Here is a 21,832-nt window from a genome sequence, read left to right as displayed (position 1 = left end):
CCTCACAGTCCGAGGCCCCGGCCGACGATCTCTTTCATGATCTCGGTCGTGCCGCCGTAGATGGTCGTGATGCGCGCGTCCTCGTAGTCGCGCGCGATGCGGTACTCCCGCATGTACCCGTAGCCGCCGTGCAGCTGCAGGCAGCGGTTCACCACCTGCACGAGCTGCTCGGTGGTCCAGAACTTGGCGGCCGCCGCGTCCTCGGCCGAGAGCTGCCCGTCCGAGTGCAGGCGGATGCAGCGGTCGATGTACGCGCGGCTGACGTCGGTCGCCGTCACCATGTCGGCCAGCTCGAACCGGGTGTTCTGGAAGGAGCCGATCGGCTTGCCGAACGCCTTGCGGTCGGTGACGTAGGTGAGCGTGCGCTCGAGCACACCCTCGCTGGCGGCGACCGCGGCGGCCGCGATCGACAGGCGCTCCTGCGGCAGGTTGCGCATCAGCCCGATGAAGCCGGCACCCTCGGCGCCGAGCAGGTTCGCGGCCGGCACACGGACGTCTTCGAAGACGAGCTCGCTCGTGTCCTGGGCATGCAGCCCGACCTTCTCGAGGTTGCGGCCGCGCGAGAACCCGGGGGTGTCGGTCTCGATCACCAGCAGGCTGAGTCCGCGGTGGGGGTCGTCGCTCGTGCGCACGGCGGTCACGACGAGGTCGGCGTTCTGTCCGTTCGAGATGAAGATCTTCGTGCCGTTGACGATGTAGTCGTCGCCGTCGCGCACGGCGGAGGTGCGCATGCCCGCCAGGTCGCTGCCGGTGCCGGGCTCGGTCATCGCCACCGCGACGATGAGCTCGCCGGCCGCGATGCCGGGCAGCCACCGCTGCTTCTGCTCGTCGTTCGTGAGGTCGGTGAAGTACGGGATCACGATGTCGTTCGACAGTGCGATGCCCGCCATCCCGTCCGACACCGGGTTGTGCGCGAGCTCCTCGCCCATGATCGCGTGGAAGCGGAAGTCGTCGGCTCCGCCGCCGCCGTACTCCTCCGGGATCGCGAAGCCCAGGATGCCCGCCTCCGCCGCCTTCGTGAACAGCCACCGGTCGACCTTGCCCTCGGCGCTCCAGCGGTCGGCGTTCGGTCGCGCGTGCTGCTCGACGAACGCCCGCACCACCTCGCGGAACTGCTCGTGGTCCTCGTCGTAGATGTCTCTCTTCAGCGTCATCGCCGAACCTCCGTGTCGCGGATGCGGCGTCCTCGCCGCGAAGCATGTTTTTATTATGCATTAGAAACTGGATGCTGCAACCCAGCGCTTCCGCCGGATCACAGGGTTGTGCCAGTGAGATTTCTTACGCACGATTAAACGCAGGCGCCGTAGCCCCATCGGCGAAGACGCCGCCCGAGAGTGAGGACGACGATGACCACACCGCTGAGCGGACGCACCGCGATCGTGACGGGGGCGAGCCGTGGGATCGGCCTCGCGATCGCGTCGCGGCTGGCTGCCGAGGGGGCGCGCGTGTGCCTGACGGCCCGCCACCCCGAGGAGCTCGAGGGGGCCGTCGCGACGCTCCCGACCGGCTCCGCGATCGGCGTCGCGGGCGGTGCCGACGACCCCGATCACCGGGCCGAGACGCTCGACCGCGTCGTCAGGGAGTTCGGCGGCATCGACATCCTGGTGAACAACGCGGGCATCAATCCGGTCTACGGCCCGCTGGCCGAGCTCGACCTCGGCGCCGCCCGCAAGATCCTCGAGGTCAACGTCGTCTCGACGCTCGCGTGGACCCAGGAGGCGGTGCGCCGCGGCCTCGGCGAGGGCGCCCACGGCGGCAGCATCGTGAACCTCTCGTCGGTGACGGGTGCGATGCCGTCGCCCGGCATCGGCTGGTACGGCGTCACGAAGGCCGCCGTCGCGCACCTGACGACGACGCTGTCGGTCGAGCTCGCCCCCCGGGTGCGCGTGAACGCGGTGGCCCCCGCGGTGGTGAAGACGCGGTTCGCCCGCGCGCTGTACGAGGGGCGCGAGGAGGAGGTCGCGGCCGGCTATCCGCTCGGGCGTCTCGGTGTTCCCGAGGACGTCGCCGGCGCGGTCGCGTTCCTGGTGGGCGACGATGCGTCGTGGATCACCGGCCAGGTGCTGACCCTCGACGGCGGCCTGCTCGGCGCGGGAGGCACGGCATGAGCCCGACGGCAGTCGACGACCTGCGCGACCGAACGCGGGCCTTCATCCGCGAGGTCGTCCTCCCGGCGGAGCCGAAGCCCGGCGCTCCGCTCGACGATGCGACCCTCGACAGGCTGCGCGCGCAGGCCCGCGAGGCCGGGGTGTTCGCACCTCACGCACCCGTCGAGTACGGCGGTGGCGGCATCCCGATCGATCAGTGGTCGCCGATCTTCCAGGAGGCCGGGTACTCGCCCATCGGCCCGGCGGTGCTCAACATCATGGCGCCCGACGAAGGCAACATGCATCTCCTCCACGTCGTCGGCACGCCCGTGCAGCACGAGCGCTACCTCGCGCCGCTGGTTCGCGGCGACATCCGTTCGAGCTTCGCGATGACCGAGCCCCACCCGGGTGCGGGCTCAGACCCTCGCGCGCTCTCGACCACCGCGGAGCGGGTCGACGGCGGTTGGCGCATCACCGGACAGAAGCGCTTCATCAGCGGGGCGAACGGCGCAGCCTTCGCGATCGTCATGGCGCGCACGCCGGCGGTCGAGGGTTGGGACGAAGGGGCGACGATGTTCCTGCTCCCGCTCGACGCGCCGGGCGTCACGGTCGGCCCCGACGTCCACACGATCGAGGGCGCGATCGCGGGCGGGCACCCGTATGTGAGCTTCGACGGATGCCTCGTTGCCGACGACGACGTGCTCGGCGAACCGGGCCAGGGGTTCCGGTATGCGCAGGTGCGCCTCGGCCCCGCACGGCTCACCCACTGCATGCGCTGGCTCGGCCTCGCGCGTCGCGCGCACGACACCGCCCTCGACCGGGCCAACGCCCGCGAGCTCTTCGGCTCGCGCCTGCGCGACCTCGGCGTCGCGCAGGCGCTCCTCGCCGACAGCGTCATCGACCTCGAGACCTCCGACGCGATCATCGACAAGACCGCACGGATGCTGCGCGCCGACCCCCGCGCGGGAGAGGCGCTGTCGTCGGTCGCCAAGGTGCACTGCTCCGAGGCCGTGTTCCGCGTGATCGACCGGGCGGTGCAGTTGTGCGGCGGTGATGGCGTCACGGACGCGCTGCCCCTCATCCAGTACCTGAACGAGGTGCGTCCCTTCCGGATCTACGACGGCTCGAGCGAGACCCACCGCTGGGCGATCGCGCGGCGCGCAGCATCCGCTCGCTCCCGCGAGGTCGAGGCAGGCGCGGCCCGGCTCGACGAGGTGACCCTGTGATCGCGGTGCCCGACGGCGTCGAGGCGGTGGCGACCTGGACGGAAGCCGCTGGGCTCGAGCGCCCGCCCCTGCTCGTCGTCGACGCGGTCGAGGAGTACCTGCGAGGTCTCGGGTTCGGCGACGGAGCGCTCGCGTGGGAGCGGATCGGCGAGGGGCATTCCAACGTCACCTATGCCATCGCGTACGCGGGCCGCGACCTCGTGCTGCGGCGCGGGCCGCGCCCGCCGCATCCGCCGTCCACCCACGACATGGCCCGCGAGGCGCGCGTGCAGCGCGTGCTCGGCGCGGCGGGCGCGCCGGTGCCGGTGATCGTCGCCGAGTGCGACGACCCCGCCGTGCTGGGCGTGCCGTTCTACGTCATGGAGCGCGTGGACGGGGAGGTCGTCACGGATGCTGTGCCCCCACCACTCGACGACGCCGACGGTCGTCGCGGCATCGGCTTCGCCGCCGTCGACGCGCTCGCCGACCTGCACGCCGTGCCCGTCGACGCCGGCGAGGTCGCCGCGCTCGGACGACCCGACGGCTACCTCGCCCGCCAGGTCGGCCGCTTCGCGGCGCTGTGGGACGTGAACTCGCGGCGCTCGTTCCCCGCGGTGGGCGAGCTCGCCGGGTGGCTGGGCGACCGGATGCCCGAGACCCAGCGCGCCGCCGTCGTGCACGGCGACTTCCGCATCGGCAACCTCATGTACGCGCCCGGAAGTCCGGCGCGCGTCGCGGCGATCCTCGACTGGGAGATGGCGACCCTGGGCGACCCGCTCGCCGACCTCGGCTACTTCACCGCCACGTACGCCCGCCCCGGATCCGCGCCCACGCCGCTCGAACTGACGCCCGTCACACGGCTCGACGGGTTCCCCGACACCGCGGAGCTCGTCGCGAGGTATGCGGCGCGGCATCCGCTCGATCTGTCGATGCTGCCCTGGTACGAAGCGCTCGCCTTCTTCAAGGCCGCCGTGTTCTGCGAGGCGCTGTACACCCGGTGGCTCGACGGCCAGCGCCCGGGTGACACGTTCGGCCCGACCCTTGAGGACGGGGTGCCGCGGCTGCTCGACGCAGCGCAGGACAGGGCCGCCGCCCTTCACGGCTGACCGCCGGAATCGGAGATCCCGCGGGAGTCGGACCGATGCGCTCAGGCCCTCCGCGTCTCGCGGGATCGCCGACTTTCGCGGGACGGCGCCGGTGCTGAGGCAGCGGCATAGGCTCGAGGCAGGAGGTCTTCCATGCCCCACGCTGTCATCGTCGATGTGGTCCGCACCCCGTCCGGGCGCGGCAAGCCCGGGGGAGCGCTGAGTGCGGTGCACCCCGTCGACCTCGTCGCGGGGGTGCTCACGGCGCTGCTCGAGCGCAGCGGCCTCGAGTCGCGGCAGATCGACGACGTGCTGATGGGATGCGTCAGCCAGGTCGCCGACCAGTCCCTCAACATCGCCCGGCAGGCGGTGCTCGCCGCCGGGTTCGACGAGACGGTGCCGGCTGTCACCATCGACCGCCAGTGCGGCTCGAGCCAGCAGGCGGCGCACTTCGCCGCGCAGGGCGTGATCGCCGGCGCGTACGACATCGTGATCGCCGCCGGCGTCGAGTCGATGAGCCGCGTGCCGCTCGGCTCCAACGCCCACGGCGGCACCGTGTCGCAGGGCGTCGCCCACCGCTACCCCGATGGCCTCGTGAACCAGGGCGTCTCGGCCGAGCTCATCGCGCAGAAGTGGGGATTCAGCCGCGAGCAGCTCGATGCGTTCTCCGCCGAGTCGCATCGACGGGCGGCGGATGCCTGGACCCGCGGCGCGTTCGACGCGCAGGTCGTGCTGGTCTGGGGCGGCGGCCCCGAGGCCGTCGCGTTCGACGAGACGGTGCGGTCCGGCACGACCGTGGAGTCGCTGTCCGGGCTGAAGCCGGCCTTCCGCACCGACGAGCTCGCGGCCCGGTTCCCCGACCTGGACTGGCGCATCACGGCGGGCAATTCGTCGCCGCTCACGGATGCGGCATCCGCTGCTCTCATCATGAGCGAGGACAAGGCCGCCGAACTCGGCCTCACGCCCCGGGCGCGCTTCCACTCGTTCGCCGTGGTCGGCGACGACCCGATGATGATGCTGACGGGGCCGATCCCCGCGACGCGGCGCATCCTCGAGCGCAGCGGCCTGTCGATCGGCGACCTCGACGCGTACGAGGTGAACGAGGCATTCGCCTCGGTGCCGCTCGCATGGCAGCACGACCTCGCCGCCGACCCGGCGAAGCTGAACCCTTGGGGCGGCGCGATCGCGCTCGGCCACGCCGTCGGCGCTTCCGGCACGCGCCTGCTCGGCACGCTCGTGTCGTACCTCGAGGCGACCGGCGGCCGCTACGGACTCCAGACGATGTGCGAGGGCGGCGGCATGGCGAACGCGACGATCATCGAGCGCCTCTAGGGCGCACGCCCGGCGCCGATTCGTCGAGGCAAGGGATTTCCGCCGAGACCGGGGACATCGCCCTGGGTATCGGCGCCGATCCCTTCTCTCGTCGATCGAGCCCGAGCTCTTCCCGCGGCGCCGGTTTCTCACCTATCGTTATTCGATGGATTCCAATCGAGAAACGATAGGCATGAGCACGGGCGACAGGCGTCGGGTTCTGCGCACGCTGGGGCGGATCCTCGGGGTGCTCCTCGCCGTCGCGGTCGTGGGTGGCACGCTCGTGCTGTGTGCGGGGGCGTTCCTCGTCGGCGTGCTCGCCGACGACACCGGCTACCGCGAACCCCGCACCGCGGTGGACTGGATGCAGGCGATCGACCGGGCGACCTCGGCCCTGATGTTCGCGGCAGGGGCGCTCGCGGTCGCGCTCGTGGTGACGTGCCTGATCGCCGTGGCCGGCGCTTTCGCCCGGCGCACGAGCTGGGCCGTGATCGGTGTCGTCTGCAGCGCGCTCCTGGCGTTCGCCATAGTCAGCGTGAGCGTGAATGGCCAGGTCGAGTCCCTCGTCGCCCGTGCCGCATCGGCGGTCGGGAACGTCGCCGCGGTGGCGCCGGTCCCCTCACCGTCTCCCGCGCCCGAGATGCTCACCGTCGATGACGCCCGCGAGGAGATGCTCGCGATGCTCTCCACGACGATCGACGCCGCGACGGCCCCCGTCACCACAGCCGACGGCTCGCCGCCGATCGTGGACGCCGCGCACCTGCAGGCCGCGCCGTGCGGCGAGGTCGGCTCGCGCCTGGCATTGACCGCAGAGCTGGCGACCGCCGACAACGCCGCGTCGCTTGCCGCGATCCTCGCCGCCTGGGACGCCGCCGGCTACCTCCCCGACCGTGCGATGCAGGAGGACATCCGCTACAGCACGACCCTTCCGGTCGAGCGCCTGAGCATCCGCGACAAGACCACGATCGACGGGCTCCTCCACCTGAGCGTCCAGAGCGCGTGCGCGGTCGCCGGAGGCTGACGGCTACGGCGCCTGCAGCCGGGACTGCCAGCGGTGGTGCTCGCGCACCAGGAGCAGGGCGAGGATGCTCCAGACGCCGAGATCGTCGGCGAATCCGAGGGGCCCGAGGACGAGCTCGGGGATCAGGTCGATCGGCGAGACCGCATAGACGACCGCAGCGGTCGCGGCGATCCACGTCGTCGGCGCGACGCGGTGCTCACCGCCCTTGAGTGCCTTGAGGAAGCTCCACCACATGCATCGAGTGTGCGCCGCGATCGACCGATGAAGGCCCGGCGAGATCAACTCGTGATGCTGAGCATTCGCTGATCGCCTCTGCAAGCGATTGCGTGAACGGGAGGAGAACGGATGCCTCTGCCCGCAGCATCCGCTCCATTAAGGCCTTCTCATGATGTAAGCGCTTGCAGTTCTTATGAACCTGCTGTTAGTGTCGGCCGCACAACTGCACCGCGGGCACGTCGGCGTGCCCACCGCCCCACCCCAGGAGCTCCCGTGTCGAAGTCGACCTCAGGACGTGCCCGCATCCTCACCGCCAGCCTTGCCGCGGCGGCGCTCATCGTGACGGGGGGAGTGGTCGCCATCGCGCCCGCAGCCGCCGCCGAGCGCACGTTCGCGCTCGTCGGCAGCCTGCAATCCGAGCTCGGATGCGCCGACGACTGGAAGCCGGACTGCGCGGCGACCGAGCTCGCCGCCACCGACACCGCGGGCGTCTACGCCGCCGAGTTCGACGTGCCGGCAGGCTCGTACGAGTACAAGGTGGCCGTCGACGACGCGTGGGACGAGTCGTACGGACTCAACGGCGGGGGCGACAACATCCCGCTGACGATCGACGGCCCGTCGACGCTGCGCTTCGTGTTCGACGACAACACGCACCGCGTGGGCCTCGAGGCGAAGAGCCTGCGCGCCGGGTACACGGCCGACGACGATGCGCTCGTCGCCGCGCCGGTGCGGCAGCCGGGAAGCCAGGAGCAGTTCTACTTCGTGATGACCGATCGCTTCGCGAACGGCGACACCGCGAACGACCAGGGCGGGCTCGCCGGCGACCGTCTCACCACCGGCTTCGACCCGACCGACAAGGGCTTCTACAACGGCGGCGACATCGCGGGCCTGCGCGAGAAGCTCGACTACATCGACGGCCTCGGCACGACCGCGATCTGGCTGACCCCGAGCTTCAAGAACAACCCCGTGCAGGGCGAGGGCGCGAACGCGAGCGCCGGCTACCACGGGTACTGGATCACCGACTTCACGCAGATCGACCCGCACCTCGGCACCAACGCCGAGCTCGAGGCGCTCATCGCCGAGGCGCACGCCAAGGGCATCAAGGTCTACTTCGACATCATCACGAACCACACGGCCGACCTGATCTCGAACACGCAGGGCCAGTACTCGTACATCGACCAGGCGACGAGCCCGTACAAGGACGCCTCGGGCACGCCCTTCGATCCGGCCGACTACGCGGGCACCGACACCTTCCCCGAGCTGGACGCCGCGACCTCGTTCCCCTACACGCCCGTCGTGAACGACGCGACCGCGAAGGTGCCGGCGTGGCTGAACGACCCCACGCTGTACCACAACCGCGGTGACTCGACCTGGTCGGGCGAGTCGGTCACGTACGGCGACTTCTCGGGCCTCGACGACCTGATGACCGAGCACCCGACCGTCGTGAACGGGTTCGTCGACGTCTACCAGAAGTGGGTCGACCTCGGCATCGACGGCTTCCGCATCGACACCGCCAAGCACGTGAACTTCGAGTTCTGGCAGACCTGGACCACCGAGGTGCTCGACTACGCGCACTCGCTCGGCAAAGACGACTTCTTCATGTTCGGCGAGGTCTACGACGCCGACCCGGTGAAGCTGTCGCCGTACGTCCGCGACACCGACATGAACTCGGTGCTCGACTTCACCTTCCAGTCCTCGGCCGTCAGCTACGCCGCGGGCAACAGCGCGAAGGGACTGCAGTCGCTGTACGCGGGCGACGACTGGTACACGACGACCGACACGTCGGCGACGGCGCTGCCGACCTTCCTCGGCAACCACGACATGGGCCGCGTCGGCTACATGCTGGAGTCCACCCCGAACGCGCTCGAGCGCGACCTGCTCGCGCACGAGCTGATGTTCCTCGGCCGCGGCCAGCCCGTCGTCTACTACGGCGATGAGCAGGGCTTCGCGGGCACCGGCGGCGACAAGGACGCACGCCAGACGCTCTTCGCGACCGAGGTCGCCGAGTACCAGAACCAGAAGCTGATCGACGGCACCACCGCCGGCTCGGTCGACCGCTACGACACGAACGCGCCGGTCTACGAGCGCATCGCCGACCTCGCCGCGCTGCGCGAGGCCCACCCGGCCCTGGTCACCGGCGCGCAGATCGAGCGCTACGCCGACAACGGCGCCGGCGTCTACGCCTTCTCGCGCGTCGACCGCGACGAGAAGGTCGAGTACCTGGTCGCGCTCAACAACACGACGGCGGACAAGACCGTGAACGTCCCGACGCTCACCGCGAACGCCTCGTTCGCCCCGGTGTACGGCACCGCCGCGGGCCTGTCGACGGATGCCTCGGCCGAGGCATCCGTCACCGTCCCGGCACTTTCGGCCGTCGTCTACCGCGCCGGGACGACGGTGTCGGCTCCGGAGTCGCCGCTCGCCATCTCTGTGAGCGCACCCGGCGCGGGCGCCGCTCTCACGGGCTCGGTCGCCGTCAGCGCCGACGTCGACGACACGACGTGGCAGGAGACGAGCTTCTCGTGGCGCGTCGCCGGGTCCGACGAGTGGCACGCGCTCGGCACCGCCGAGGACACCGACCCGCGCGTCTTCCACACGGTGAAGGGCCTCGCGGACGGCACGCTCGTCGAGTACCGCGCGGTCACGACCGACGCCGCCGGGCACCACGCCGCCGCCTCGACCTACGCGTCGGTGGGCAACTCCGTGTCGCTCGTCGTGGAGGAGGAGCCCGAGTCGCCGATCGACATGGTGACCGTGCCCGGAAGCCTCAACTCCGAGATGGGCTGCGCCGGCGACTGGACCCCCGGCTGCGAGGCGGCGAAGCTCACGCTCCGCGCCGACGGCATCTGGGCCGGCACGTTCGACCTTCCTGCGGGCGACTACGAGTACAAGGTCGCGATCAACGGCACGTGGGACGTCAACTACGGCGCGAACGGCGCCCCGGGCGGCGGGAACATCACGATCTCGCACGCCGGCGGCCCGATCACGTTCTACTTCGACCCGCGCTCGAACATCGTGCAGTCGACGGCGGAGGGCCCCATCGTCACCCTGCCGGGTTCGGCGCAGAGCGAGCTGGGCTGCGCCGGCGACTGGGCGCCCGAATGCCTCGCGACGCTCATGGCCGACGGCGACAAGGACGGCGTCTACGAGTTCTCGACCGACAAGATCCCCGCGGGCGCCTACGAGCTCAAGGTCGCGCACGGCCTCAGCTGGAACGAGAACTACGGCGTCGGCGGAGCCCCGGGCGGCGCGAACTACTCGTTCAGCGCGAGCGACGGCAAGCTGATCGTCTTCCGCTACACCCTCGCCACCCACGTGCTCGAGATCGAGGTCACCGACCCGCCGCTGGCCGGCGTGGGCGAGCAGCGCGCGCACTGGATCGACGCCCGCACGATCGCGTGGCCGGCCGACCTCGGCGCCGTGCCCGCCGACGCCTCGTGGCAGCTGCACGCCTCGGCCGATGCGACGATCGCCCTCGTGGACGGCGAGGTCACCGGCGGCGACGCGATCGACCTCACGGTCGTCGACGGCGGCCTCACCGCCGAGCAGAAGGCCGACTTCCCTGCTCTCGCGAACTTCGTCGCGCTGCGCGTGCCGGACGGGACGGATGCTGCCGCCCTCGTCCGCGGCCAGCTCGCGGTGTCGCAGCGCGACGCCGAGGGCGTGCTCTCGGGCTTCACCGGCATGCAGATCCCGGGTGTGCTCGACGACCTCTACGCGGACGCCGTGGCCGATGCCGCGCTCGGCGTGAGCTTCACGGCCAACAAGCCGACGTTCCGCCTGTGGGCGCCCACCGCCCAGAGCGCGACCCTCCTCACGTGGGACGCGGGCGCCGGCGGCGACCCCGTGCGGCACGAGGCGGCGTGGGACGCAGCATCCGGAATCTGGACCGTCGTGGGCACGAAGGCGCTGAAGGGCGACGAGTACCTGTGGGAGGTCGTGGTCTACGCACCGACCACCGGAGCGATCGAGACCAACCAGGTCACCGACCCGTACTCGGTCGCGCTCACGACGAACTCCGAGCGCTCCGTCGCGATCGACCTCGCCGACAAGCAGTGGCGCCCCAAGGGCTGGGAGAAGACGAAGGCGCCCGTGATCGACCGCCCGGTCGACCGTGCGATCTACGAGCTGCACGTGCGCGACTTCTCGATCACCGACGAGTCGGTGCCCGAGGCCGAGCGCGGCACGTATCGCGCCTTCACCCGTGACAGTGCGGGCACGAAGCAGCTGCGCCAGCTGGCCGACGCCGGCATCAACACGGTGCACCTGCTGCCGACCTTCGACATCGCCACGATCGAGGAGGACCGCTCGAAGCAGGCCGTGCCCGACTGCGACCTGGCGTCGTACGCGGCCGACAGCAACGAGCAGCAGGCGTGCATCGAGAAGATCGTCGACGCCGACGGCTTCAACTGGGGCTACGACCCGTTCCACTACACGACACCCGAGGGCTCGTACGCCGTCGACCCCGAGGGCGGGGCGCGCGTGGGCGAGTTCCGTGAGATGGTCGGCGCGCTGCACGGCATGGGCCTGCAGGTCGTGCTCGACCAGGTGTTCAACCACACCTCGGCGTCGGGTCAGGCTCCGACGTCGGTGCTGGACCAGGTGGTGCCCGGGTACTACCAGCGCCTCAACCTCGCGGGCGGCGTCGAGACCTCGACGTGCTGCCAGAACGTGGCGACCGAGCACGAGGTGGCGCAGAAGCTGATGGTCGACTCCGTCGTGACGTGGGCCCGCGACTACAAGGTCGACGGCTTCCGCTTCGACCTCATGGGCCACCACTCGAAGGAGAACATGCTCGCGATCCGCGCGGCGCTGGACGAGCTGACGCTCAAGAAGGACGGCGTCGACGGCACGGCGATCTATCTCTACGGCGAGGGCTGGAACTTCGGCGAGGTCGCGAACAACGCCCTCTTCGAACAGGCCACGCAGGGCCAGCTCGGCGGCACCGGCATCGGCACGTTCAGCGACCGGCTGCGCGACGCCGTGCACGGCGGCAGCCCTGTCGCGGGCGAGACGATCCAGCAGCAGGGCTTCGGCACCGGCCTCGGCACCGACCCCAACGGAGCGCCGATCAACGGCACGACCGAGCAGGCCCTCGCGGACCTCGCGCACCAGACCGACCTCGTGAAGCTGGGACTCGCGGGCAACCTCCGCGATTACACGCTGACCGATCACACGGGCGCCGTGAAGGCGGGCGACGAGCTCGACTACCGCGGCTCGCCGGCCGGCTACGCCGACCAGCCCGACGAGATCATCACGTACGTCGACGCGCACGACAACGAGACGCTGTACGACCTGTCGGTGCTGAAGCTCCCCGCCGACACGACGATGGCCGATCGCGTCCGCATGAACACGCTGTCGCTCGCGACCACGGCGTTCGGGCAGACCCCGTCGTTCTGGCACGCCGGCACCGAGCTGCTGCGCTCGAAGTCGCTCGACCGCAACAGCTACAACTCGGGCGACTGGTTCAACCGCATCGACTGGACCGGCCAGGAGTCGACCTTCGGGTCGGGCCTGCCGCGGGCCGCCGACAACGAGACGTCGTGGGCGATCAAGCAGCCTCTGCTGGCGAACCCGGCGAACAAGCCGGCAGCATCCGACATCGCCACGGCCGAGGCATCCGCTCTCGATCTCCTGCGCGTGCGTGAAGAGGTCGGGCTGCTGCGCCTCGGGTCTGCCGAGCTGATCGGCGAGAAGGTCACGTTCCCGAACAGCGGGCAGGATGCTGCACCCGGCGTGCTCACGATGCTCATCGACGACCTGGTCGGCGAGGATGTCGACCCCGAGCTCGAGGGCGCGCTGGTCGTGTTCAACGCGGGAGTCGACCCGACCACCCAGACGATCTCGTCGCTCGCCGGCCGCTCGTTCTCGCTGACGCCGGCGCTCGCGAACGGCTCGGACGCGGTCGTGAAGACGACCACGTGGGATGCCTCGACCGGCACCGTGACGGTGCCCGCGCGGTCCGCGGTGGTGCTGGTCGACCGCGAGCCGGTGGCCACGACGACGCTCGTCGCGCCGACGAAGCTGCTGGTCAAGGCGGGCGGCAGCGTGACCGTGGCGGGCAAGGTCACCGCCGCCGACGGGTCCGCGCCGGTCGGCACGGTGACCGTCACCGACAACGGCAAGGTCGTCGCGAGCGTCGAGCTCACCGCGGCGGCGAAGGGCAAGGTCGCGGTCGACGTGAAGCTCTCGGGCCGGGGCGTGCACCTGATCCGCACCGCGTTCACCGGTGCCGGCGACTACGAGGGCTCGCGGGCCGCGATCCCCGTCCCCGTGCTCGTCTACTGACAGGTCCTGCCGGGCGGGCGCATCCCGCCCGGCAGGACGCTGCGGTCAGAGCGCGAGCCGGGTGAGCAGGAGGTCGGCGGTGCGGGAGACCGCCGACAGCTGCCACGGCACCACGACGAGGGCGATGACGGCGAAGATCGCGATCGTCGACAGGCTCGCTCGGCGGACGATGCGGTCGACGAGCAGTCCCAGGACGGTGATGATGGCAACGGTCGCGCCCGCGACGCTCGCGAATGCCATGCGCACGGAGGCGGCGTCGTCGGGAGCTTCGTAGCCGGTGGTCATCAGCGCGAGCCCGATCGGCACGAGGACGAGGCCCCCGAGGAGGATGAGAGGCGCGGAGAAGCCGCGCAGGCTCGTACCGGGGCGGGGCTTCGTCGCGACGTCCGTCATGGCGCGAGCCTAGGGGAGCGGGGGGACCCGATGCGCAGCAGGTTCCCGTTGCGGTCGACGACGGCGAACTCGCACATGCCGTAATCGGTGTCGACCGGCCCGGCGATGCGGCTGCCCGTGGGCGGATCGGGCTCCACCAGATCGGCCCACGCGGCGTGGAGCTGCCGGGCGTCGTCGACGTAGAGGTAGCACATCGACGCCGTGGACAGCGGGTCCACCGACGGATCCTCCGTGAAGTGCAGCTCGATCGCGCCGCGCCCGATGATGAGGTACTGCCACACCTCGGGCGGCGCGCCCCGATTCTCGAACCCGAGCCGTTCGTAGAACGACAGGGTCTCGGCGAGGTCGCGGCTGAGAAGGATCGGGACGGCGCGCTCGCTCATCCCCGCAGGCTAGCGTGCGCGCCGGTGGCGGCGACAGAGCTAGAGGAGCTCCATCAGCTGCGGGCCGAACACCGCGACGGCGGCCGCGGCGACGCCTGCCACTCCGATCGCGGCGATCGTCACGACGACGATGTTGCCGCCGATCGTGAGGAGCAGTGCGGCGGCGGTGGACAGCTCGCGGTGGCGGGTGACCGGGACGGTGGACGTGGTGCTGGTCATGTCTTCGACGCTACGGAGCCGGATGCGGCGCCGCGTCGGCCCAGAGTCCCATCCGGGTCCATCCGGAGGATGATCTCTCCGTTCGAGACCGGGGGCACACTCACGTCGAAAAAACTTCTTGGTCAAACTGTCGACATCGTCGCCGGTCAGGCGACGACCGGAGTGAGGCTGGCGGACAGCCGCCCACAACCGGAAGGATCACCCCATGAAGTACATGATGTTCGTCGTCACGTCGCTCGAGCCCGATGCCGAGACCGACGAGTCCGACGTCGACCTGTGGGTCGACCCGCTCGACGCCAGCGGCAAGCGCGTCATCGGCGAGGTGCTCGCGCCGCAGGCCGACTCCACGGTGGTGAAGGTGCGCGGCGGCAAGGTTCTCACGAGCCGCGGTCCGTACGTCGAGACGGCGGAGGTCATCTGCGGCTTCGACATCCTCGAGGTGGAGAGCCTGGAGGAGGCCATCGAGATCGCGTCGCGGCATCCGATGGCACGGAACGGCCAGCTCGAACTGCGCCCGTTCATGGTCTGGGACCAGTGACACGAAGAGACGGCCCCCACCCGGAGTTGGGGGCCGTCTCGTGTGCGGTGTGTCAGTCCGTGGTGCTCTCGCGACGCTTGCGGATCACGAAGAGGGCCGCGCCGGCGACCATCAGCAGCGCTGCGCCGCCGACCGCGATGCCCCACGGGAACTCCGAGCCGGTGGCGGCGAGGGCTCCGGGAGCCACGACCGTGACGCCCACCTCGATCGGGTCGAGACCCGCCGACGTGATCACCAGGCGGTGGTCGCCGAGCGCGATGTCCGACGGGATCGCGACGGTGAAGCTCAGACGGCCCTGCGCGTCGGCGGCCGGGATGCCCGAGACCACGACCGGGTCGCTGAAGAGCGTCGCGGCCACCGTCTGGCCAGGCTCGAGGCCCGAGAGCGAGACGCGCAGCGTGCCGCCCTGCTCGACACGGCCTGAGCCCACGTCGACCTTCGCCCAGTCACCGCCGCGCTGCACGCCCGCCGCCGGCGGGTTGCCGCCGGGGTTCACGGGCGTGGGCGGGGTGGTGGTGCCGGGGTCGGTACCCGGGTCGGTGCCCGGGTCCGTGCCGGGGTCGGTGCCCTCGACCGGGGGCTGCTCGCCGATCAGGTACGCGCGGTTCGCGGGCGACGGTGCGACCGGTGCACCGGCGGCGGCGAAGAAGTCCACCGTCGCCTGCAGGTCGATCTGGCCCGAGTCGAGCACGTTCGTGCCGTCGGCGAAGGAGAAGAAGTTGTCGCCACCGGCCGAGAGGAACGAGTTCGTCACGACGCGGAAGGTGTCCGTCGGGTCGATCTTCTCACCCTGGTACTGCATCGACACGACGTGCGCATCGCGGGCGGCCGCCGGGTCGTACTCGAACGTGAAGCCCTTCGAGACGCCGAGGGCGAGCTTCGGGCGCGACGCGCCGTCGGGCTGCCACTGCTGCTCGAGGATCTCCTTGATCTGCGCGCCGGTCAGGTCGAGCGTCACCAGCGTGTTGCCGAACGGCTGGACGTTCGCGACCTCGCGGTACGACATCGCGCCGTTGTCGTCGCCGAACAGCAGGTCGTTGCGGAGGCCGCCCGGGTTCATGAACGCGATCTGGGCGTTCGCGCCGCCGTAGTTCGGGTTCGCGCTCGTCGCCCACAGGTAGACGTCGGCGACGGTGTTGCCGAGCGTGGAGTGCACGCCGCGGTCCTCGCTGCCGGTCGAGGTCTTGCCCCGGAGGATGTCGGCCGTGATCGCGCCGACCTGCACCTGGCCCTTTTCGTTCGCGACCTTCACGGCCTCGTCGACGATCGACTTCGTGTCGGTCTGCGGGTACGCGACGTGCTGGCTCACGACCGAGTCGTACAGCGAGACGGTGCCGCCGGTGATCGACTCGAGCTCGCCGGTCTCGGTCAGCTCGATGTCGAGCGTGCCGAGAGCGGTGCCGTACTGGTGCGCCTGGATGACCGGGCGACCGCCGATCTCGTGCGCGTACCGCTGGTGCGTGTGCGCCGAGACGATGGCGTCGACGTCGTCCGACGCGTTCTCCACCAGGTCGCCGAACGCGTCGTCGGCCTGGCTGGCCTCGAGCGCCGAGCTCGCGGCGCCCTCGTGGGCGAGCAGGATGACGACGTCTGCGCCTTCGTCCACAGCATCCGCCGCCGCGTCGTTGGCCGAGTCGACCAGGTCGCGGAACTCGATGTCGGCGATGCCGTCGGGGCTCACCATGCCGGCCGTCTGCGTCGTGACGACGCCGACGAACGCGATCTTCGTGCCGTTGACCGTCTTGATCGTGTACGGCTGCAGCGCGTGCTCGTCGGTGCCCTTCGTGAAGACGTTGGCGCCGAGGGCGAAGTCGCTCATCGCGTCGGCGTTCTGGTCGCCCTCGTAGCTCGGGATGACGTCGTTCACCAGGTCGTCGAAGCCCTGGTCGAACTCGTGGTTTCCGACCGCGCTGGCGTCGAGGCCGGCCGCGATCAGCGCGTCGATCGTCGGGTCGTCGTCGTCGATGAACGACTCGAACGCCGAGGCGCCGATGTTGTCGCCGGCGGAGACGAACAGCGTGTTCGGGTTCTGCTGACGGTACTTGTCGACAGCGCCCGCGAGCACCGCCGCACCCGCGACTCCGCCGGTTTCCTGCACGAGGCGCCCGTGGAAGTCGTTGATCGTCAGCACGCGCACGTCGGGCTGCGAGGCGGTGAGCTGCTCGACGTCCCACACGGTGGTGGTGCCGGAGACCTCGCTGCCCACGACGAGCTGCGGAGTGCCAGTCGACGAGCGCAGCGCCGAGATGAACTGGATGCCCTCGGGGCCGAGGTCGCCGGCCGCGGACGTCTTCACGTCCTTCGTGAAGTCGCGGTTGTTGACGTAGGTGACGTACTGCGCCGCCGCGGGGTCGGTGATGTCGTAGACCATCACGCCGCCGACGCGCTCCAGACCGACGAAGGCGTAGGTCTTGCCGCCGACGACGCCGACCGTGACATTCTCGGGCTCGGGGCCCTTGTCGTCGCTGCGGTCGTTGCTGTTGTTGTTGTCGTTGCTGGCGTTGAAGACCAGCCCCGGGATCTGCGACGTGATCTGCTCGAAGTCGTCACCCGAGTCGAACACCAGGTTGCCCTTGGTGTCCCAGATCGAGAACGAGCGACCGCCGTAGGCATACAGCTCGCTGTAGCAGTCGGCGCCGTCGGCCTTGCCGAGGTCGGTGACCACCTTCAGGCGACCGAGGACATCGTCCTTCTGGATGTTCGCGATCTCCGAGAGCGGGCCGGTCGCGCAGATGCCGGCGAGGCCGTCCTTGCCGAGGTCCTTGATGCGGGCCTCGTCGATGAAGTACGAGTCGGTGTCTTCCACACCCCACTCGCGCGCGTCGCCCTCGTTCGCGGTGACGAGGTACGTCGCAGTCTTGCCGCCGACGGTCGCCTGGAACGACTGGATGCCGTCGGGCATGTAGAGGCCCTGGAGACCGGGGTAGGTCTTGATGTTGACGGTCGGAGCGCCCTGCGGGTCGCGGTCGCTCGCGTCGAGACCGTTGCCCGCGATGCCGTAGTCCTTGTACCCGAGCGGGAGGATCGAGGTGATCTCGGGCTTGGTGAGGTCGATGACCGCGATCGCGTTGGCCTCCTGCAGCGCCGCGTACGCGGTGGTGCCGTCGACCGTGATGTACTCCGGCTCGAGGTTGCGGCTCACGCGGTTGGCCGTGAGCGGCTTGTCGCCCTGGTCGGGTGCAGCGACGTCCGGGCCGAACACGCGCACCTTCGGGTCGAGCGTCTTGGTGCCACCGGCTTCGAAGGCGCCGAAGCCCGCGGTCTTGACCGCACTCTGGGCCGGAGCGGCGACGCCGGCCGGAAGCGTCACGACGCTGATCGAGCCCTCGGGGTCGAGCGAGAAGTCGTCGGCGGGCTCGCCCTCGTTCGCCACGACCGCGTACTTGCCGTCCTTCGAGACGGTGACCATGTCGGGGAGGGCACCGACCTCGACCTGACCGAGCACTGCGGCTTCGGCCGAGTCCTTGTTCGCGTCGAAGAACACGAGGTGACCCTTGTCGGTCTTCTCCTCGGCCTCGAAGGCGACGACGCCCAGGCCGTCGTCGCGGACGGCGAGGGAGTTGGCGACACCCGTCGAGGCGATCGAGAACAGTTCGGTCGGATGCTCGGGGTCGGTGTTGTCGAGCACGACCACCGTGCCGGCCTGCGCGTTGACCACGAACAGGCGGTCGCGGTAGGCCTGCACGATCTCGGCGGCGGACTCCCCATAGACACCGGACTCGTGCGTGCCGAGCGGGGTCAACGAGACGGCGGCGTTCGGGGCGGAGTCGCTGAAGTAGTCCGGAACGAGCGCGGCGGATGCCGCGGTGCTGCTTGTCAGCGCGAGCGTGCAGACGGCCGCGGTCGTCGCGGTGAACGCGACGGCGCGGCGGAGAAGATGCGAAGGCATGCGTGTCCTCGGTAAGGGGGTGACGGGTGCGACACGGAATGGAACCCAGCGTCCAGACCGAATCGGTTCGAGCCTCTCTAGCGAAGGTGACCCCAGGGTGAACGGCACAAGACCACTCGGGTGCACGGATTACCGAGCAACTACATGGATGTCCTAGTATTCTGGAAGTCGTGACGAAGCCGTCACCCTGACTCACCGGAGAGACGTATGGACGCCACCCCTGTCCCCGTGCTCGCTCCCGTCGCCATCAGCGAAGACGAGCGCGCAGCCATCATCGAAGCCGTGCGCGATTTCGCGCAGTCCGAACTCGCGCCGCACGCGCTGGAGTGGGACGCGACATCGCACTTCCCCCGCGAGACGCTGCAGCTCGGCGGCGAACTCGGTCTCGGCGGCATCTACGTCCGCGAGGACGTCGGCGGCTCAGGTCTCTCGCGCTCCGACGCGGCCGCGATCTTCGAGGAGCTGGCGAAGGGCGACCCCGCCATCGCCGCCTACATCTCGATCCACAACATGGTGGCGTGGATGATCGACACGTACGGCACCGACGCTCAGCGCCAGGAGTGGCTTCCGCTCCTGACGTCGATGCAGGGCTTCGGCAGTTACTGCCTCACCGAGCCGGGTGCCGGGTCCGACGCCGCCGCCATCGCGACGAGCGCGATCCGGTCGGGCGACGAGTATGTGCTGACCGGCGTCAAGCAGTTCATCTCCGGCGGGGGCGAGGCATCCGTCTACATCGTCATGGCCCGCACGGATGCCGATGCCGGCGCGCGCGGCATCACCGCGTTCCTCGTGCCGGCCGACACCGCCGGGCTGTCGTTCGGGCAGCTCGAGCACAAGATGGGATGGAATGCCCAGCCGACGCGGCAGGTGATCCTCGACGAGGTGCGCGTGCCCGCCGCGAACATCCTCGGCGGCGAGGGCCAGGGCTTCAAGATCGCGATGTCGGCGCTCGACGGCGGTCGCATCAACATCGCCGCCTGCTCGCTGGGTGGCGCGCAGTGGGCCCTCGACCGCGCGGTGACCTACGTGCACGAGCGCTTCACCTTCGGCGAGCCGCTGGCCGAGAAGCAGGCCGTGGTGTTCGCGCTCGCCGACATGGCCACCGAGCTGCGGGCGGCGCGCGCGCTCGTGCGCGATGCCGCCGCCGCCCTCGACGCGAAGGCGCCCGACGCCTCCATGCAGTGCGCGATGGCCAAGCGGTTCGCCACGGACGCGGGCTTCACCGTCGCGAACCAGGCGCTGCAGCTGCACGGCGGCTACGGTTACCTCCACGAGTACGGGATCGAGAAGGTGGTGCGCGATCTGCGTGTGCATCAGATCCTGGAGGGGACGAACGAGATCATGCGCGTGATCATCGGCCGCCAGCTGCTCGCGCACTGACGATCTCAGGACGAGGAGGTCCGACATGAAGGTCGCATTCCTGGGGCTCGGCCATATGGGCCTGCCCATGGCACGGAATCTCTCCGGCAGCGGACACGAGGTGGTCGGCTTCGACGTCTTCCCCGCCGCGGTCGACGCGGCGCGAGAGGCGGGGCTGACCGTCGCGGACTCGGGAACGGATGCCGCCACCGCCGCGGACGTCGTCATCACGATGTTCCAGTCCGGCGCGCAGGTGCTGGAGGCCTATCGGGGCTCCGGCGGGGCTGAAGGGCTCCTCGGGGTCGCAGCATCCGGAGCACTGTTCATCGACTGCTCGACGATCGCCGTGGACGAGGCGCGCGCCGCGCACGCGCTCGCCGAGGCGGCCGGGCATCGCTCGCTCGACGCCCCGGTCTCGGGCGGGGTGGTCGGCGCCGAGAACGCCACGCTCGCGTTCATGGTCGGCGGCACGGACGACGACTTCGAGGCGGCACGGCCCCTGCTCGAGGCGATGGGCCGCCGCGTCGTGCACTGCGGCGGCGCCGGGCTCGGCCAGGCCGCCAAGGTGTGCAACAACATGATCCTCGCGGTGTCGCAGATCGCCGTCGCCGAGGCGTTCGTGCTGGGGGAGCGGCTGGGGCTCTCGCACCAGGCCCTCTTCGACGTCGCCTCGAACGCATCGGGCCAGTGCTGGGCGCTGACGACGAACTGCCCCGTGCCCGGGCCCGTTCCGACGAGTCCCGCGAACCGCGACTACCAGCCGGGATTCGCGGGCGCCCTCATGAACAAGGACCTGGGCCTCGCCGAGCAGGCGATCCAGCTCACGGGGGTGGATGCCCGCATGGGCATGCTCGCGCGCGAGATCTACGCCCACTACGCGGACGGCCCCGGTGCCGGCCAGGACTTCTCGGGCATCATCAACTCGATCCGCGAGTTCTCGGACTGACCCGCCTTCCCGGCGCATCTACGATCGAACGGACCGCACCGATGCGGCCGGGACGGAGCACGCATGACCGAGTACGAGACGATCCTCGTCGAGACCCGCGGCCGGGTCGGGTGGATCACCCTCAACCGGCCGGAGGCGCTCAACGCGCTGAACTCCCAGGTGTGCCGCGACGTCGTGGCCGCGGCATCCATCTTCGATGCCGACGAGGGGATCGGCGCGATCGTCGTGACCGGCTCGGAGCGCGCGTTCGCCGCGGGTGCCGACATCAAGGAGATGGAGTCCAAGAACGGGCTCGAGATGCTGATGGGCGACCACTTCGGCGGCTGGACGCAGTTCGCCGCCGTGCGCACGCCGGTGATCGCGGCCGTCTCGGGCTACGCGCTCGGCGGCGGGTGCGAGCTCGCGATGATGTGCGACATCATCCTCGCGGCCGACACCGCGAAGTTCGGGCAGCCCGAGATCAACCTCGGCGTCATCCCCGGCATGGGCGGCTCGCAGCGCCTCATCCGTGCGGTCGGCTACTACAAGGCCGCCGAGCTCATCCTCACGGGACGGATGATGGATGCTGCGGAAGCCGAGCGGTCGGGACTCGCCTCGCGCGTCGTGCCCGCGGCCGACCTGTTGGCCGAGGCGCAGAAGACGGCCGAGGCGATCGCGTCGAAGAGCCTCCCGTCGCTGTACGCCGCGAAGGCCGTGCTGGACGCCGCGCAGGAGACCTCGCTCTCCGAGGGCCTGCGCCTCGAGAAGCACGTGTTCGCGAGCCTCTTCGACACCGCGGACCAGAAGGAGGGCATGGCCGCCTTCCGCGAGAAGCGCGCTCCCGAGTTCACCGGCCGCTGACTCCTCCCGCTGATCCCCGCCCTTCTTCTCCGCTCGTTGAGCGAGCGAGGAA

General features: G+C 70.3%; 16 protein-coding genes. 10 read left to right on the top strand and 6 right to left on the bottom strand.

The window, feature by feature from the left end; genetic code table 11:
- Window positions 1-2: 2 nt before the first annotated feature.
- Window positions 3-1,148 carry an acyl-CoA dehydrogenase family protein gene (locus ACFVSU_RS09050; RefSeq protein WP_387141316.1) on the bottom strand — a complete coding sequence of 382 codons (1,146 nt, stop codon included), beginning with the start codon at window positions 1,146-1,148 and terminating at the stop codon, window positions 3-5.
- 198 nt (window positions 1,149-1,346) lie between these two features.
- Here ACFVSU_RS09050 and ACFVSU_RS09045 point away from each other — a divergent pair, with 198 nt between their 5' ends.
- From ACFVSU_RS09045 to ACFVSU_RS09025, 5 genes are all read left to right on the top strand, one after another.
- On the top strand, window positions 1,347-2,108 hold the full coding sequence (locus tag ACFVSU_RS09045; protein ID WP_387141127.1) for an SDR family oxidoreductase: 762 nt from the start codon (window positions 1,347-1,349) through the stop codon (window positions 2,106-2,108).
- A complete protein-coding gene (locus tag ACFVSU_RS09040; protein ID WP_387141124.1) occupies window positions 2,105-3,313 on the top strand; it encodes an acyl-CoA dehydrogenase family protein in 1,209 nt (402 codons plus the stop codon). The genes ACFVSU_RS09045 and ACFVSU_RS09040 overlap by 4 nt, the downstream gene beginning before the upstream one ends.
- On the top strand, window positions 3,310-4,398 hold the full coding sequence (locus tag ACFVSU_RS09035; protein WP_387141121.1) for a phosphotransferase family protein: 1,089 nt from the start codon (window positions 3,310-3,312) through the stop codon (window positions 4,396-4,398). The genes ACFVSU_RS09040 and ACFVSU_RS09035 overlap by 4 nt, the downstream gene beginning before the upstream one ends.
- A gap of 132 nt (window positions 4,399-4,530) precedes the next feature.
- Complete coding sequence (locus tag ACFVSU_RS09030; RefSeq protein WP_387141118.1) at window positions 4,531-5,709, top strand: thiolase family protein; 1,179 nt, start codon at window positions 4,531-4,533, stop codon at window positions 5,707-5,709.
- 172 nt (window positions 5,710-5,881) lie between these two features.
- Window positions 5,882-6,709 (top strand): hypothetical protein, encoded by an 828-nt coding sequence (locus ACFVSU_RS09025; protein ID WP_387141115.1) that lies wholly within the window; start codon window positions 5,882-5,884, stop codon window positions 6,707-6,709.
- A 3-nt stretch (window positions 6,710-6,712) separates the two neighbouring features.
- On the opposite strand, the gene ACFVSU_RS09020 is transcribed toward ACFVSU_RS09025, so the two are convergent.
- Entirely contained in the window at window positions 6,713-6,943 is a 231-nt protein-coding gene (locus tag ACFVSU_RS09020; RefSeq protein ID WP_387141112.1) for a DUF1232 domain-containing protein, read from the bottom strand.
- A gap of 255 nt (window positions 6,944-7,198) precedes the next feature.
- Between ACFVSU_RS09020 and pulA the strand changes: the two genes are divergently transcribed.
- Window positions 7,199-13,213, top strand: a complete 6,015-nt coding sequence (gene pulA, locus ACFVSU_RS09015) for a pullulanase-type alpha-1,6-glucosidase (RefSeq protein ID WP_387141109.1) — start codon at window positions 7,199-7,201, stop codon at window positions 13,211-13,213.
- A gap of 45 nt (window positions 13,214-13,258) precedes the next feature.
- Here the strand turns inward: pulA and ACFVSU_RS09010 are convergent, their stop codons facing one another.
- Genes ACFVSU_RS09010 through ACFVSU_RS09000 form a run of 3 tightly spaced genes read right to left on the bottom strand, consistent with a single transcriptional unit; the run spans window position 13,259 to window position 14,208 of the window.
- Window positions 13,259-13,606 carry a hypothetical protein gene (locus tag ACFVSU_RS09010; RefSeq protein ID WP_387141106.1) on the bottom strand — a complete coding sequence of 116 codons (348 nt, stop codon included), beginning with the start codon at window positions 13,604-13,606 and terminating at the stop codon, window positions 13,259-13,261.
- Window positions 13,603-13,989, bottom strand: coding sequence for a bleomycin resistance protein (locus ACFVSU_RS09005; RefSeq protein ID WP_387141103.1), 387 nt, complete (start codon window positions 13,987-13,989; stop codon window positions 13,603-13,605). Before ACFVSU_RS09005 ends, ACFVSU_RS09010 begins: the two co-directional genes overlap by 4 nt.
- Window positions 13,990-14,028: 39 nt before the next feature.
- Window positions 14,029-14,208 (bottom strand): hypothetical protein, encoded by a 180-nt coding sequence (locus tag ACFVSU_RS09000; protein WP_387141100.1) that lies wholly within the window; start codon window positions 14,206-14,208, stop codon window positions 14,029-14,031.
- A gap of 205 nt (window positions 14,209-14,413) precedes the next feature.
- Between ACFVSU_RS09000 and ACFVSU_RS08995 the strand changes: the two genes are divergently transcribed.
- A complete protein-coding gene (locus ACFVSU_RS08995; RefSeq protein ID WP_387141097.1) occupies window positions 14,414-14,746 on the top strand; it encodes a YciI family protein in 333 nt (110 codons plus the stop codon).
- Window positions 14,747-14,798: 52 nt separating this feature from the next.
- Here ACFVSU_RS08995 and ACFVSU_RS08990 read toward each other — a convergent pair whose 3' ends face one another.
- Complete coding sequence (locus tag ACFVSU_RS08990; protein WP_387141095.1) at window positions 14,799-18,635, bottom strand: choice-of-anchor I family protein; 3,837 nt, start codon at window positions 18,633-18,635, stop codon at window positions 14,799-14,801.
- 207 nt (window positions 18,636-18,842) lie between these two features.
- Here ACFVSU_RS08990 and ACFVSU_RS08985 point away from each other — a divergent pair, with 207 nt between their 5' ends.
- From ACFVSU_RS08985 to ACFVSU_RS08975, 3 genes are all read left to right on the top strand, one after another.
- Window positions 18,843-20,015, top strand: a complete 1,173-nt coding sequence (locus ACFVSU_RS08985; protein ID WP_387141091.1) for an acyl-CoA dehydrogenase family protein — start codon at window positions 18,843-18,845, stop codon at window positions 20,013-20,015.
- Between the two features lie 25 nt (window positions 20,016-20,040).
- Window positions 20,041-20,940 (top strand): 3-hydroxyisobutyrate dehydrogenase, encoded by a 900-nt coding sequence (mmsB, locus tag ACFVSU_RS08980; RefSeq protein WP_387141088.1) that lies wholly within the window; start codon window positions 20,041-20,043, stop codon window positions 20,938-20,940.
- Window positions 20,941-21,003: 63 nt separating this feature from the next.
- The gene (locus ACFVSU_RS08975; protein WP_387141085.1) at window positions 21,004-21,780 is read left to right on the top strand and encodes an enoyl-CoA hydratase-related protein; all 777 of its coding nucleotides are present in this window, start codon (window positions 21,004-21,006) and stop codon (window positions 21,778-21,780) included.
- The last annotated feature ends 52 nt before the right edge of the window (window positions 21,781-21,832 follow it).

The organism is Microbacterium sp. NPDC058062 (assembly GCF_042885375.1).
GTDB lineage: Bacteria > Actinomycetota > Actinomycetes > Actinomycetales > Microbacteriaceae > Microbacterium > Microbacterium trichothecenolyticum_C.
The sequence above is the reverse complement of the archived record's forward strand: the minus strand, read 5'-3'. Positions and strand labels throughout refer to the sequence as shown.

Bases quoted from the DNA above. Each gene is read 5' to 3' on its own strand.
- ACFVSU_RS09045 (WP_387141127.1), top strand. From the start codon at position 1,347: ATGACCACACCGCTGAGCGGACGCACCGCGATCGTGACGGGGGCGAGC.
- ACFVSU_RS09040 (WP_387141124.1), top strand. From the start codon at position 2,105: ATGAGCCCGACGGCAGTCGACGACCTGCGCGACCGAACGCGGGCCTTC.
- ACFVSU_RS09030 (WP_387141118.1), top strand. From the start codon at position 4,531: ATGCCCCACGCTGTCATCGTCGATGTGGTCCGCACCCCGTCCGGGCGC.
- ACFVSU_RS09025 (WP_387141115.1), top strand. From the start codon at position 5,882: ATGAGCACGGGCGACAGGCGTCGGGTTCTGCGCACGCTGGGGCGGATC.
- ACFVSU_RS09020 (WP_387141112.1), bottom strand. From the start codon at position 6,943: ATGTGGTGGAGCTTCCTCAAGGCACTCAAGGGCGGTGAGCACCGCGTC.
- ACFVSU_RS09010 (WP_387141106.1), bottom strand. From the start codon at position 13,606: ATGACGGACGTCGCGACGAAGCCCCGCCCCGGTACGAGCCTGCGCGGC.
- ACFVSU_RS09005 (WP_387141103.1), bottom strand. From the start codon at position 13,989: ATGAGCGAGCGCGCCGTCCCGATCCTTCTCAGCCGCGACCTCGCCGAG.
- ACFVSU_RS09000 (WP_387141100.1), bottom strand. From the start codon at position 14,208: ATGACCAGCACCACGTCCACCGTCCCGGTCACCCGCCACCGCGAGCTG.
- ACFVSU_RS08995 (WP_387141097.1), top strand. From the start codon at position 14,414: ATGAAGTACATGATGTTCGTCGTCACGTCGCTCGAGCCCGATGCCGAG.
- ACFVSU_RS08990 (WP_387141095.1), bottom strand. From the start codon at position 18,635: ATGCCTTCGCATCTTCTCCGCCGCGCCGTCGCGTTCACCGCGACGACC.
- ACFVSU_RS08985 (WP_387141091.1), top strand. From the start codon at position 18,843: ATGGACGCCACCCCTGTCCCCGTGCTCGCTCCCGTCGCCATCAGCGAA.
- mmsB (WP_387141088.1), top strand. From the start codon at position 20,041: ATGAAGGTCGCATTCCTGGGGCTCGGCCATATGGGCCTGCCCATGGCA.
- ACFVSU_RS08975 (WP_387141085.1), top strand. From the start codon at position 21,004: ATGACCGAGTACGAGACGATCCTCGTCGAGACCCGCGGCCGGGTCGGG.